The 12,614-nt window shown below is 44.1% G+C and carries 11 protein-coding genes; 10 read left to right on the plus strand and 1 reads right to left on the minus strand.

All coding sequences use genetic code 11. The annotated features are described in order from the left end of the window. Positions 1 to 12: 12 nt before the first annotated feature. Entirely contained in the window at positions 13 to 1,239 is a 1,227-nt protein-coding gene (locus G587_RS0117775) for an argininosuccinate synthase (RefSeq protein ID WP_026493338.1), read from the minus strand. A 742-nt stretch (positions 1,240 to 1,981) separates the two neighbouring features. Between G587_RS0117775 and argC the strand changes: the two genes are divergently transcribed. The 10 genes from argC (at position 1,982) to G587_RS0117825 (ending at position 12,607) form a co-directional block, all read left to right on the plus strand. Next, the gene (argC, locus tag G587_RS0117780; RefSeq protein ID WP_026493339.1) at positions 1,982 to 3,037 is read left to right on the plus strand and encodes an N-acetyl-gamma-glutamyl-phosphate reductase; all 1,056 of its coding nucleotides are present in this window, start codon (positions 1,982 to 1,984) and stop codon (positions 3,035 to 3,037) included. A gap of 26 nt (positions 3,038 to 3,063) precedes the next feature. Next, positions 3,064 to 3,513, plus strand: a complete 450-nt coding sequence (locus tag G587_RS0117785) for a GNAT family N-acetyltransferase (RefSeq protein WP_026493340.1) — start codon at positions 3,064 to 3,066, stop codon at positions 3,511 to 3,513. Positions 3,514 to 3,551: 38 nt separating this feature from the next. After that, on the plus strand, positions 3,552 to 4,775 hold the full coding sequence (argJ, locus tag G587_RS0117790; protein ID WP_026493341.1) for a bifunctional ornithine acetyltransferase/N-acetylglutamate synthase: 1,224 nt from the start codon (positions 3,552 to 3,554) through the stop codon (positions 4,773 to 4,775). Between the two features lie 102 nt (positions 4,776 to 4,877). Beyond that, positions 4,878 to 5,768 carry an acetylglutamate kinase gene (gene argB, locus G587_RS0117795; RefSeq protein WP_026493342.1) on the plus strand — a complete coding sequence of 297 codons (891 nt, stop codon included), beginning with the start codon at positions 4,878 to 4,880 and terminating at the stop codon, positions 5,766 to 5,768. Positions 5,769 to 5,826: 58 nt separating this feature from the next. Then, on the plus strand, positions 5,827 to 7,011 hold the full coding sequence (locus G587_RS0117800) for an aspartate aminotransferase family protein (RefSeq protein WP_081679523.1): 1,185 nt from the start codon (positions 5,827 to 5,829) through the stop codon (positions 7,009 to 7,011). Between the two features lie 17 nt (positions 7,012 to 7,028). Then, positions 7,029 to 8,558 (plus strand): sugar ABC transporter substrate-binding protein, encoded by a 1,530-nt coding sequence (locus tag G587_RS23450; RefSeq protein WP_051201137.1) that lies wholly within the window; start codon positions 7,029 to 7,031, stop codon positions 8,556 to 8,558. 157 nt (positions 8,559 to 8,715) lie between these two features. Continuing rightward, positions 8,716 to 9,447, plus strand: a complete 732-nt coding sequence (locus G587_RS23455; protein ID WP_051201138.1) for a helix-hairpin-helix domain-containing protein — start codon at positions 8,716 to 8,718, stop codon at positions 9,445 to 9,447. A gap of 21 nt (positions 9,448 to 9,468) precedes the next feature. Next, a complete protein-coding gene (locus tag G587_RS0117815; RefSeq protein WP_026493344.1) occupies positions 9,469 to 10,149 on the plus strand; it encodes a response regulator transcription factor in 681 nt (226 codons plus the stop codon). A gap of 15 nt (positions 10,150 to 10,164) precedes the next feature. Further along, positions 10,165 to 11,637 (plus strand): sensor histidine kinase, encoded by a 1,473-nt coding sequence (locus tag G587_RS0117820; protein ID WP_026493345.1) that lies wholly within the window; start codon positions 10,165 to 10,167, stop codon positions 11,635 to 11,637. A gap of 31 nt (positions 11,638 to 11,668) precedes the next feature. After that, positions 11,669 to 12,607, plus strand: coding sequence for a GerMN domain-containing protein (locus tag G587_RS0117825; RefSeq protein WP_051201139.1), 939 nt, complete (start codon positions 11,669 to 11,671; stop codon positions 12,605 to 12,607). Positions 12,608 to 12,614 lie beyond the last annotated feature (7 nt).

A 12,614-nucleotide genomic window follows, 5' to 3' on the forward strand; every position in this document is an offset into this window, starting at 1 on the left:
TTTTCTATGTTTTTACTTGTTGTTCTTTTCAACTTCCTGCATCTTCATAGCGCGTACCTTTGAAGCAAGACCGAAGAGGTTAATGAAGCCCTCTGCGTCGTGGTGGTCGTAAAGATCACCTGTCTTGAAGGAAGCGATTGACTCGTTGTAGAGAGAGTAGGGTGATGTTGTGCCTGCCTTGATGATGTTACCCTTGTAAAGCTGGAATGTAACTTCACCTGTTACATACTTCTGAGTTGACTCGATGAATGCCTGCTCAGCTTCACGAAGAGGTGTGAACCATTTTCCTTCATATACAAGATCAGCAAACTTGTTGCCCATATCCTTCTTCATTGTGTAGGTGTCGCGGTCAAGGATGAGTTCCTCGAGCTGCTGGTGTGCTTCGTAAAGGATTGTTCCGCCGGGGGTCTCATAAACGCCACGGGACTTCATGCCTACAACACGGTTCTCTACGATATCAACGATACCGATTCCGTTCTCACCGCCGAGCTTGTTAAGTGTGCGGATGATGTCTGAAACCTTCATCTCTTTTCCGTTAACTGACTTAGGTACGCCGCCCTCAAAGGTCATTGTAACTGTGGTCGGCTTGTCGGGAGCATCCTCAGGAGTGCAGCCAAGAACAAGGAGATGCTTGTAATTGGGAGCCTGTCCGGGATCCTCGAGCTCAAGTCCCTCGTGGGAGATATGCCAGAGGTTACGATCACGGCTGTAGCTGCTGTCAGCAGAGAAGGGAAGGTTGATTCCGTGCTGCTTGCAGTACTCAATCTCAGACTCACGGGAATCCATTGTCCACTTGTCATTTCTCCATGCAGCTATGATCTTGATGTCGGGAGCAAGTGCCTTGATTCCGAGCTCGAAACGGATCTGGTCGTTACCCTTTCCTGTAGCGCCGTGGCAGATAGCAACAGCACCTTCTTTTCTAGCGATCTCAACGAGCTTCTTAGCAATAAGAGGACGAGCCATGGAAGTTCCAAGGAGATACTTGTTCTCATATACAGCGTGTGCCTGTACGCAGGGAACTACATATTCATCACAGAACTCGTCAATTACATCTAATATGTAAAGCTTGGATGCACCGCAGCTTGTAGCTCTCTCTTCAAGTCCATCAAGTTCTTCTTCCTGTCCGCAGTCTATGCATACACAAACTACTTCATAATCAAAATTCTCCTTCAACCACGGAATGATCGCCGTTGTATCCAAACCACCCGAGTACGCAAGTATAACCTTATCCTTAGCCATGTTTTCCTCCTTAAAATAACGTGATGGTCAAAGAATCTTCTTCATCAGGCTCCCGGTACATGGTTCAATATTTGCTCGTGTTGAACCAAGAACTGCGATAAGCCCAAAGCATCCATATCATCGTGCAAGGGCACTCGATATGGATTGGTCTTATCTCCGTGGTTCAAATCTCGCAAAGTATCGAACCATGCACCTTACAGCCCTCGAAGAAGACCCTTTGACCTTGCTAACTTTTTTCTCTTTCTAAATAATTCATTTGTGAAAAAACAAAGCTGAATCATTTACAAGGTGAATATACAACCATGTTGAATAAAATGCAAGTACTTTATGCATAAAAATTTATAAAAATATCGTTTTAGTGCATAAATATAAATAATGCTTGCATAAATTACTGATATTGATTATACTCAATTGCAAAGCATATAATAGATGTTGCATGGGGAAACGGTTACAAGGTACCTCGAATGTATTCGTTCTATTCATAATAATATGCAGAAACTATTCGAATTATGTGAATAAAGGGTCAAAGGTCCTGATCCGAGGTTGATAAGGTGATATACACAATACTTTGCGAGATTTGAACCGCGGAGATGAGACCAAAAGGTTACAAGTGCCATTGCACGCAGTAACCTTTGCTCTGGGCTCAGCGGAGCGTTTGGTTCAACAGGAGCAAATATTGTGTATATTGTCTTGATAACCCGGAGCGGGATTTTTGACCCGTATTTAATAGAAAGGCGTGGATATGGTTAAGGTAGGAATTATTGGTGCTACTGGTTATGCGGGAGCAGAGATTGCGAGATTGATATATAGTCATCCCCAGGCGGAGATTGTGTGGTATGGCTCCAGAAGTTATATAGATGAGAGATTTAGTTCTGTGTATGGAAACTTCTTTAATATAGTAGATGCGAAATGCATGGACGATAACATGGATGAGCTGGCTAAGGAGGTTGACGTTATTTTTACTGCTACACCTCAGGGCCTTTGTGCAGGACTTGTTAATGATGAAGTTCTTAATAAGGTAAAGATAATTGATCTTTCCGCAGATTTCAGATTAAAGGATGTTGGAATTTACGAGAAATGGTACGGCATTGAGCATAAAGCTCCCCAGTACATTGATGAAGCGGTGTACGGACTTTGCGAGATCAACAGGGATAAGATAAAGGGTGCGAGAATTATTGCCAATCCCGGATGCTATACAACCTGCTCGATCCTTACAGCATATCCTCTTGTTAAGGATAAGCTGATAGATCCAAACACACTTATTGTAGATGCTCTTAGCGGAACATCAGGTGCAGGAAGAGGTGCTAAAACAGCCAATCTTTTCTGCGAGGTTAATGAGAGTGTTAAGCCCTACGGCGTTACAAATCACAGACACACACCGGAGATCGAGGAGCAGCTTGGATACGCAGCCGGTGAGGATATCACCATCAACTTCACACCTCACCTCATTCCGATGAACAGAGGCATTCTTGCTACAGAGTATGCATCTCTTGTGAAAAAAGCAGACGGAACGCTTCCTACAGCGGCAGACATTAGAGCAGCCTACGAGAAATATTATAAGGATGAGAAGTTCATAAGACTTCTTCCTGACGGAGCTTATCCCGAGACGAGATGGGTTGAGACCAGCAATTATGTGGATATCGGATTTAAGATTGACGAGAGAACAGGCCGCATAATCATGATGGGCGCCATCGATAATCTTGTGAAAGGCGCAGCAGGGCAGGCTGTACAGAATATGAATATTTTATTTGGACTTGATGAGGATATGGGACTTGATTTTGTTCCTGCATTCCCGTGATGTCGTGATACGAGGAGGAATGAGTCATGGTACGTGCGATGACTATTGACGATTATGAAGAGGTTTATGCACTTTGGAACTCAATCGAGGGCTTTGGCATAAGAACAATGGATGATTCCTTTGAAGGGATCGAGATGTTTTTAAAACGTAATCCCACTACCAGCGCAGTGGATGTGGAGGATGGAAAAATAGTTGGAGCTATTCTTTGTGGACACGACGGAAGACGCGGATGCCTTTACCATGTTTGTGTTAACAAGAACTACAGACGACATGGAATAGGAAAAAAGATGGTTGAGTTTTGCTTAGAGCGTCTTAAGGAAGAGAAGATAAACAAGGTTTCGCTTAACGCATTTGTTACTAATAAAATCGGAAACGCATTCTGGCAGAGAATGAACTGGACACTTCGTTCGGATATGAATTATTACGATTACACATTAAATGAAAACAATCTGACAGAGTTTGTAAAGTTCGATTAAGACTTGGAATTTTTATCTATCTTAAAAGGAGAAAGACTATGAAAAAAATATCAGGTGGCGTTACAGCAGCTAAGGGCTTTAAGGCTGCAAGTACAGAAGCAAATATAAAATATAAAAACCGCAAGGACATGATGCTTATCTACAGTGAATCAGCATGTACGGCAGCAGGTGTTTTCACAAGCAATGTGGTAAAGGCAGCACCTGTTATGTGGGACAAGGAGATATGCAGCAGCATTCATCCGGTTCACGCGATCGTTGCTAATTCCGGAATCGCAAATGCATGCACAGGCGAGGAAGGAAAGCGACTTTGTGCAGAGACTGCCGGCGAGGTTGAATCACTTCTTTCACTTCCCAAGAACTCAGTTCTCGTAGCTTCCACCGGTGTTATCGGAATGCAAATGAACATGGAGGCTGTAAAAAGGGGAATAGCCCAGATGGTACCTGAGCTTTCAGATTCTGAGGAGGCCGCTACAGGCGCAGCTGAAGCCATCATGACAACTGATACACATTCCAAGCAGATGGCTATGGAGTTCGAGATCAGCGGAACCACCTGTAAGATGGGAGCACTTGCCAAGGGCTCAGGAATGATCCACCCCAACATGTGCACAATGCTTTCCTTTGTTACAACAGACGTTTCAATATCTCACGACCTTCTCCAGAAGGCGCTTAAGACCGTTGTTGTGGACACCTTTAACATGATCTCTGTAGACGGAGACATGTCCACCAACGACTCTCTTATGGTTCTTGCAAACGGCGAAGCCGGAAACAAGGAGATCACAGAGGAGGGCGAGGACTACAACACCTTCGTTGAGGCCCTGAATTCTATATGTAAAGAGATGGCAAGGATGCTGGCCGGTGACGGCGAGGGTGCAACCGCACTTTTCACAGCACACGTAATAAATGCAGACACCAAGGAGAATGCAAGGACTCTTGCAAAATCAGTAATCTGCTCATCACTTACAAAGGCAATGATCTACGGTCATGATGCCAACTTTGGCCGTGTGCTCTGTGCACTTGGATATTCGGGAGTTCTCTTTGATCCTGAAAAGGTGACACTTTCAATAGAAAGTGAAGCAGGAAGTGTTCTCATGTTTAAAGAGGGTGAGCCTCAGAGCTTTGATGAAGAATACGCAACCAAGGTTCTCTCTGCTGAGGAGGTCATCGCTGTTATAGATATGCACATCGGAACTGAAGAGGCTACTGCGTGGGGATGTGACCTCACCTATGATTACGTTAAGATTAATGCAGACTATCGTAGCTAAGCTGAGAGGACTTGGCGAGGTTTTGGCGAACCTGGTCCGAACGTGTTCTGACGAGCGTAGGCGAGAGCAGAACTTCATTGTGAATTTGGAAGGAGAGGAAAAATGGACAAGGATATGCAGGAAGTTTTAAAGAAGGCTGAAGTGCTCATCGAGGCACTTCCTTACATTCAGAAATACAATCGCAAGATCATCGTTGTTAAGTACGGCGGAAGTGCTATGGAAAGTGAAGAGTTCCAGAAAAACGTCATCAAGGACGTTACACTTCTTAAGCTTGTCGGCTTTAAGCCTATCATAGTTCATGGCGGCGGAAAGGCTATCAGCAAATGGGTCGGCAAGGTCGGAAAAGAAGCCGAATTTGTAAACGGTCTTCGTGTTACTGATGCTGAGACCATGGAGATCGCTGAGATGGTTCTAAACAAGGTGAATAAGTGTCTTGTAAGAATGGTTCAGGAGCTGGGCGTTAAGGCAATCGGTATCAGCGGCAAGGATTCAGGTCTTTTAAGAGCAAAGAAGAAGCTCTCCGGCGGCCAGGATATCGGCTATGTTGGCGACGTTGATGTGGTTGATCCCAAGATCCTCTATGACCTTATGGATAACGACTACCTGCCTATCGTTGCACCTGTCGGAATGAATGAGAATTTCGAAACCTTCAATATAAATGCTGATGATGCTGCATGCGCAATTGCAAAGGCGGTTGGCGCTGAAAAACTCGCTTTCCTTACAGATATCGAAGGTGTTTATAAGGATATCAACGATCCTTCCACCTTTATCTCAAGACTTACAGTATCTCAGGCAGACGAGCTCATCGCTAGCGGTAACATCGGAGGCGGAATGCTTCCCAAGCTTGAAAACTGCACAAGCGCAGTAAAAGAGGGTGTTAAGAGAGTCCATATCCTTGACGGAAGAATTCCTCACTGCCTGCTGCTTGAGTTCTTCACCAACAAGGGTGTCGGAACCATGTTTACTCCGGACGCTGACGAGAATCAGGAGTGATTTTTCATAAAAAGACTTAAAGACTATGCATACTCGGGAGGGTAAAACCATGAGCACAATGAAAGAATATATAGATGAGGCGGAGCGCGACCTTTTACATACCTATAACAGATATCAGGTAGTTCTCGATAAGGGCGAGGGTGTGCACCTCTATGATTTGGACGGCAAAAGCTATCTCGATTTTGTCTCCGGAATAGGCGTGTTTGCGCTTGGCTACGGCAATAAGGAGTACAACGATGCTCTGAAAAATCAGATCGATAAGGTAATCCATACCTCCAATTATTACTACAATGTACCGGCTATCGAAGCAGCCCGTAAGCTCAAGGAAGTATCCGGAATGGACAGGGTATTTTTCACAAACAGCGGAGCTGAGGCTGTTGAGGGAGCCCTTAAGGCTGCAAGAAAATATGGATTTTTGAAGGATGGAAGAACAGATCATGAGATTATCGCCATGAATCACTCCTTCCACGGAAGAACCTTCGGAGCCCTTTCTGTTACCGGCAATGCCCACTACAGAGACGCTTTCCAGCCTATGATCGGTAATATCCGCTTTGCAACCTTTAATGATTTTGAAAGTGTTAAGAAGCAGGTTACTGACAAGACTGTTGCGATCATCATGGAGACAGTTCAGGGAGAGGGCGGAATTTACCCTGCTTCTGAGGAATTCCTTAAGAGTGTGAGAGCACTTTGCGATGAAAAGGACATCCTTCTTATTCTTGATGAAATTCAGTGTGGCATGGGAAGAACCGGCTACATGTATGCATGGCAGAAATACAGTGTTAAGCCTGACATCATGACAACGGCCAAGGCTCTTGGCTGCGGAGTGCCGGTTGGAGCATTCCTTATGACTGAAAAAGTAGGCCAGAATTCACTCGTTGCAGGTGACCACGGAACAACCTACGGAGGCAACCCTCTTGCAGGCGCAGCCATTAACAAAGTCCTTGATTTATTCGAGACTCAACATATAATAGATAACGTGAGAGAGGTTTCGGCTTATCTGGAGGAGAAGCTCGAAGGATTGAAATCCCGTTATGACTGCATTGTAGACCGCAGAGGTAGTGGACTGCTTCAGGGACTGGAGTTTGACCGCCCTGTCGGTGATATTATAAATAAAGCTCTTGAAAACGGACTTATCCTGATAAATGCAGGAGCAAATGTAATTCGTTTTATACCTCCGCTTGTCATCACCAGGAAGGATGTTGATGACATGATCAGCATTTTGGAGCCTCATCTTCCGAACTAATTATTAGCGAGGTTATTATGAAGATAAGATTCAGGCTGCTGGGAGCAGTTCTTATTATAGCGCTGCTTTCAGCAGCTTTCTATTATTCAAAATCAGGTATGGGGCTTCACGAGGAGCGCACGATTTTCGGATCTAATGACAAGACCACTATCAGATTATGGTACACGGATGATGCTCTGACGGATTATCTTACTGCCAAGGTTGTTGAGTACAACAAAAAGAGTAAGAAGGCCAGAGTGGAGATAGAGTGCGTGTCAGGTCTTGAATATCTTGAGGAGATCAGCAAGGCTTCCGTTGCCGGAGACAACTATCCCGATGTTTTCATAATGACTCATGACGGACTTGAAAAGGCTTATCTTGCAGGGCTTGCAAGGGAAATTAAGAATCCGGAGTTTCTTGACGATGAAGCTCTTGGATTTAGTGACTCTGCAAAAAATGCTGTAACCTATAACGGCAAGATAATTGCATATCCCTACTATTTCGAGACAAGCTCACTTTTATATAACAGAACATATCTTGAGGATGAGGTGAGAGCCCGCAAGCAGGCTGAGATTGATGCCGCTGAGGGCGAGGCTGCCCAGGCGGCTGCGGATGCAGGCGAGATCGAGGGTGAGGATATTACCCAGAGCGATGGCACTGAGCAGGTTCCCGCAGAGGGAGATGTTGAGGGTGAAGCAGTGGAAGAGGTTACTGTCAGTCCTGAGGAGGTTCAGCAGGGAGTGCAGGAGATGCTTCCTTCAACTATCGAGGATATCCTTCTTTTTGCTGATAACTATAACGCTCCGGAGTCGGTAGAATCTGTATTCCAGTGGGATGTTACGGATATTTTTTACAATTATTTCTTTGTTGGTAATTATATGAATCTTGGCGGTGAGTCAGGAGATGATATAAGTGCAATAAATGTTTATAACGAAGACACCATCAACTGCATGAGCTTTTATCAGCAGCTGAACCAGTTCTTCGCTATTGATGAGAGCGCTGTTAATTATGACAAGGTGCTTCAGGATTTCATAGATGGAAAAACTGTTTTCACAGTGGCTACATCTGATGCTGTGGCTAAGATAGAGGCAGCAAAGGCTGAGGGTAACTGCAGCTTTGAATACGGCGTTGCTACAATGCCTGCCCTTAACGAGAATTACAAGACAAGAACAATGTCTGTAACAAATTGTCTTGCGATCAACGGATATTCCGAGCATCAGGACATGGCTAATGAATTCGCAGAGTTTTTGTGCAGTGAGAATACTGATGCCTGCTATACAATGAGCGGTAAGCTTATCGCCCATGAGGGAATTCCTTACAGCAACGCATCTCTTGTGTCATTTGTAAGTGTTTACGGCAACTCTGTTCCTATGCCGAAGCTCATGGCTACAAGCAATTTCTGGGTTCAGCTTGAGATTGCTTTCGCTGATATCTGGGATGGGGCAGATGTTAATGATACGTTAAAGACTCTGTCTGAAAATGTAAAGCTGCAGATAAACGGCACAGCAGTAGAGGAAGAGCGACTTCCCGATGCAACGGTTGTTATTACCGAAGGACAGGAAGAATAAAAAATATACAAAAGAATAGTCCTAAAGCGCCATTTTTTTGTAATTGTTACGAAAATGTTACAGGCATCTTGTGTTTGTATTATATTTCCGATATTATGATTGTTGGACTATCTTAAGTCGATGCGTGGTGGGGCCTCCTGATTTTTTTGGAGGATACATGCATAAACATATTACGAAAAATTTTATAACGTTATTACTTGTAGGCGTATTACTGACTGGATGTGACAGGAAGGACGCCGATATTGTGCTGACTGAGCCTGAAACGGCGGTTGCAGATTCAGGTGCTCCGGCTCTTGAGGATAATACCGAGGAGATGAAGAACAGCTCAGATACAGGTTCTCTGGAAGCGGATAAATCAGATGAAAAATCTGATAACAAGTCAGAAGAAGCTTCCAAGGCTCCCGAGACCATTATGGTTCATGTTTGCGGAGCAGTGCTCTGTGAGGGAGTGTATGAGCTTCCCACAGGCAGCAGAGTTGTGGATGCCATCAAGGCAGCAGGCGGATTTTTACAGGATGCCGACAGCGACTTTGTGAACCAGGCGACTATCCTTGAGGATGGAGTTAAGATCAAGATTCCGACTGTAGAGGAGAGTATGGCAGCAGGAGATGGCGCAGATGACACAGCTTCAGCAGGAAGTGATGATGCAGGTATTACCGGAGCTGTTACAGCAGAGGCAGAGAGTTCTTCAGAGAGCGGTAAGGTCAATATCAATACTGCTTCGGAGTCAGAGCTTTGCGATATACCCGGGATTGGACCCAGCAGAGCAAAGAACATTATTGCTTACAGAGAAGAGAATGGGAAATTCGGAACTATCGAAGATATCATGAAGGTAACTGGTATCAAGGATAAGTTCTTTTCAAAAATAAAGGATCATATAAAAGTTTAAATTTTTAATGGAGTAGGAAAGATGGCAAAAAAGGTATTAGTCGTTGATGATGAAAAGACAATTGTAAAAGGTATTCGTTACAGCCTCGAACAGGATGGAATGCATGTTGATACCGCATACGACGGTGAGCAGGCACTTGAGATGGCTCGTACCTATAATTATGACATCATACTACTCGATGTTATGCTTCCTAAGATGGATGGATTTGAGGTTTGTCAGCAGATCAGAGAGTTCTCAAATGTCCCCGTTGTAATGCTTACAGCTAAGGGCGATGACATGGACAAGATTCTTGGACTTGAGTACGGTGCTGACGATTATATTACAAAGCCGTTTAATATTCTTGAGGTTAAGGCCAGAATCAAGGCCATCATCAGAAGAACCAGCAAGCCTGAGGAGCCTGCAAGAGTTCTTACCTTCGGAGATCTTACAGTTAATGAGGAGTACAGAAGAGTGTATGTTGGTGACAAAGAGATCAACATCACCAGCAGGGAATTCGACGTTCTTGAGTTCCTTGTGGCTGCACCCGGTAAGATTTACAGCAGAAGTGAGCTTCTTCATGCTATTTGGGGAGAGGACTTCCCGGGAGATGAGAGAACAGTTGATGTTCATGTGAGGAGACTCAGAGAGAAGCTCGAGGTTAACCCTAGCGAGCCTAGGTATGTTAGAACAAAGTGGGGTTCAGGTTATTACTTCCAGGCATAATTAAACGGAGCTGAGATGATTTACAACCCATTTAAAAGTCTTAGATTCAGAATATTTTCAATCGTATTTTTCACGGGGCTTATTTCATGCCTCGTGATTCATTCTGCGATTCTTGAAAGCTACGAAGACCGTGCTGTCAACGTGAGAGAGTCCGAGGTCTCGACACAGCTGAAGATTCTCGCAAATCACCTGATAAATTACAGCTATTTTTCAGATACCACCTCGGAGGTTATTAACGCCGAGCTGGATCTTTTGGCCAATCTTTACGACGGACGAGTTATGGTTATCGATGATAACCTGACTATTCGTAAGGATACCTATGGCATTAGTGAGGGCAAGACCATTATTTCAGAGGAAGTTGTGGGCTGTCTTAAAAATGGTGCCACCGGTTCTACAGCTGTATATGACAGGAACAACAGATATATCGAGATGACAGCGCCCATCATAGAGACAAAGACCTATGAGAGCGGCGACGTGGCAGCTGAGACCAAGCAGGAGGATGTTGTTACCGGAGTTCTTCTTATCAGTGTTTCCACGGATTATATAACTACGACCATGGACATCCTCACAAGAAGAGCTGTTACCATTGAGGTTATCGCTGTAATTCTTATTCTTGTTCTTGCTGTCTTTATGTCAGGAAGACTCCTTAAGCCCTTCGACAGGATTACAACAGCCATCAATGATGTTAAGCTGGGCTTTACAAACGAGCCAATCGCAGGATCTGATTATTACGAGACAGAGCATATCATCAATGCATTTAACCAGCTTCTTGGCCGAATGAATGCACTTGATGCCTCAAGACAGGAATTCGTATCCAACGTGTCCCATGAGCTTAAGACACCTATTACATCCATGAAGGTTCTTGCTGATTCACTTATCATGCAGGAGGATGTTCCCAATGAGGTGTACAGAGACTTTATGGAGGATATCGCTGCTGAGGTTGACAGAGAGAACAAGATAATCAATGACCTCTTAGAGCTCGTCAGAATGGATAAAAAGGCAACACCTTTAAATATCACTTCTGTTGATGTGGTTCAGATGATGGAAGTCATCATGAAGAGAATGAAACCCATCGCGGACAAGCGTAACATAGAACTGACACTGGAAACCACAAGAGAAATTACAGCTGAGATAGATGAAGTCAAGCTTTCACTTGCACTTATGAATCTTGTTGAAAACGCTGTGAAATACAATAAGGACGATGGATTCGTAAAGGTTAAGCTTGATGCGGATCATCAGTATTTCACCTGTGAAGTAAGTGACTCAGGAATCGGTATTCCTGAAGAGAGCATAGACAGAATCTATGAGAGGTTCTATAGAGTTGATAAATCCAGGTCCAGAGAGATTGGCGGAACAGGCCTTGGACTTGCGATAACACACAATGCAATACTTATGCACAGAGGAACTATAGAAGTTAAGAGTGAAGAGAATGTTGGAACCACCTTTACGGTTCGCATACCTCTTATTTACATGCAGTCTCTGGAATAACTTATTAACAGTTTCAGGAATAACACAGGATATGAACAATACTTTGAAAAAACTGATCAACTTAATATTGTGTCTGATGCTTATTCCCTGCTGTATGGTGGGCTGCTCAGGTGATAAAAGTGCCGACAACGAGAAGCTTGTTAAGGTTTATTATCTGAACTCCGCAGAGACAGGCCTGATCTTCCAGGATTATGAGATCAAGGCAGATATGAGCGAGACAGATTCGGTTATATCCGAGCTTCTTGAACAGATGAAGACACAGCCGCCCAAGCTTGAGTATGAAGCTCCTATTTACGGACCGGTTAATCTTCTTTCTTATTCACTTAATGGTGGTGTGCTCACCCTTGATTTTGCCAGCACTTATCTTGGTACAGAGAAGACCACGGAGATTCTCGACAGAGCTGCTATGGTAAGAACACTTACCCAGATACCTGAGGTCGAGTACGTGACCTTTACAGTGGATAAAGCGCCACTTCTTGATGATGATGGGAATATTATCGGTAATATGTCGGCCGATGATTTTGTATATAACGCAGGTAACGAGATCAATGCTTATGAAAAGGCAGAGCTTATCCTCTATTTTGCTTCAGAGGACGGCCAGGAGCTCATTCCTGTGTACAGAAGCGTTGTCTACAACAGTAATATTCTCATGCAGAGACTGGTAGTTGAGCAGCTTCTTGCAGGTCCTAACACAGATCTTGCATGTGCATCATTGAACCCTCAGGCTAAGATCAATTCCGTATCAGTAAGAGACGGTGTTTGCTACGTCGATTTTGATGGTGGGATTCTTACCAGAATGGGTGACATAGATCCTAAAATAGCGCTGTATTCTCTTGTTAACACTATCTGTGAAACTGCTGATGTTAACAAGGTACAAATATCAGTCAACGGTTCTTCAGAGGGATATTTTATGGAGAAAATAGCTCTCAGTACAGTTTTTGAGAGGAACCTTGATGTAGTTAGACAGTAAGTATTTT

This window comes from Butyrivibrio sp. XPD2002 (assembly GCF_000423945.1).
GTDB lineage: Bacteria > Bacillota > Clostridia > Lachnospirales > Lachnospiraceae > Butyrivibrio.

Bases quoted from the DNA above. Each gene is read 5' to 3' on its own strand.
- G587_RS0117775 (WP_026493338.1), bottom strand. From the start codon at position 1,239: ATGGCTAAGGATAAGGTTATACTTGCGTACTCGGGTGGTTTGGATACA.
- argC (WP_026493339.1), top strand. From the start codon at position 1,982: ATGGTTAAGGTAGGAATTATTGGTGCTACTGGTTATGCGGGAGCAGAG.
- G587_RS0117785 (WP_026493340.1), top strand. From the start codon at position 3,064: ATGGTACGTGCGATGACTATTGACGATTATGAAGAGGTTTATGCACTT.
- argJ (WP_026493341.1), top strand. From the start codon at position 3,552: ATGAAAAAAATATCAGGTGGCGTTACAGCAGCTAAGGGCTTTAAGGCT.
- argB (WP_026493342.1), top strand. From the start codon at position 4,878: ATGGACAAGGATATGCAGGAAGTTTTAAAGAAGGCTGAAGTGCTCATC.
- G587_RS0117800 (WP_081679523.1), top strand. From the start codon at position 5,827: ATGAAAGAATATATAGATGAGGCGGAGCGCGACCTTTTACATACCTAT.
- G587_RS23450 (WP_051201137.1), top strand. From the start codon at position 7,029: ATGAAGATAAGATTCAGGCTGCTGGGAGCAGTTCTTATTATAGCGCTG.
- G587_RS23455 (WP_051201138.1), top strand. From the start codon at position 8,716: ATGCATAAACATATTACGAAAAATTTTATAACGTTATTACTTGTAGGC.
- G587_RS0117815 (WP_026493344.1), top strand. From the start codon at position 9,469: ATGGCAAAAAAGGTATTAGTCGTTGATGATGAAAAGACAATTGTAAAA.
- G587_RS0117820 (WP_026493345.1), top strand. From the start codon at position 10,165: ATGATTTACAACCCATTTAAAAGTCTTAGATTCAGAATATTTTCAATC.
- G587_RS0117825 (WP_051201139.1), top strand. From the start codon at position 11,669: ATGAACAATACTTTGAAAAAACTGATCAACTTAATATTGTGTCTGATG.